Origin of the sequence: Paenibacillus xylaniclasticus (genome assembly GCF_004001065.1) — a bacterium.
GTDB lineage: Bacteria > Bacillota > Bacilli > Paenibacillales > Paenibacillaceae > Paenibacillus_T > Paenibacillus_T xylaniclasticus.
The window spans coordinates 1-638 of the sequence record NZ_BIML01000101.1; the positions used below are offsets into that span (position 1 = coordinate 1).

Genomic DNA, 638 nt, shown 5'->3' on the forward strand with positions numbered 1-638 from the left:
AATGCTCATCGACACTCCGTCGGAAATGATATGATGCATATCGAATAGCAGCGCGTAACGATTCTCTTCAAGCTGCACTAGTGCCGCGCGCATAAGGTATCCCGACGATAGGTCAAATGGACGGATGAACGTCTTTGCGACTTCCTCCAGCTTCATACCGCGACCATCAATCCGTTCCAAGCTCCAGTTGATTTCTTCGCTTACCTTCTGCACAGGTACCCCATCTACCCAGTGGAAGGACGTCCGCAGTATTTCATGCCGCTTCACCAAGCTGCGCATGACCTCTTCCAGACGCTCCCGCTCTACCTTCCCTTCCAGCAGGAACACCGCTGGCATGTTGTACGCCGTTCCTTGATTGCCCATCTGATCGAGAATGTAAAGCCGCTTCTGTGCAGAGGATATAGGGTAGAAATCTTGCCGTTCCACTGGTGAAATCGAAACATACGTTTCGGACGGCAACTGCTCGATCCAATGCGCCATCTCTTCAATCGTTGAACGTTCGAACAACGATCTGAGCGGCACCTCAGCTCCGAATGCTCGATGGAAGATCGATATCAGCTGCATCGCCTTTAGCGAATGACCACCCAGCGCAAAGAAATCGTCCGTTACACCTACTCGCTCGACGCCCAGCACCTCTC

At 52.4% G+C, this 638-nt stretch carries 1 protein-coding gene; it reads right to left on the reverse strand.

From position 1 onward, the window contains the following. Positions 1–638: condensation domain-containing protein (locus PXY01_RS22120; RefSeq protein WP_164744564.1), on the reverse strand; the 638-nt coding region annotated here is incomplete at both ends.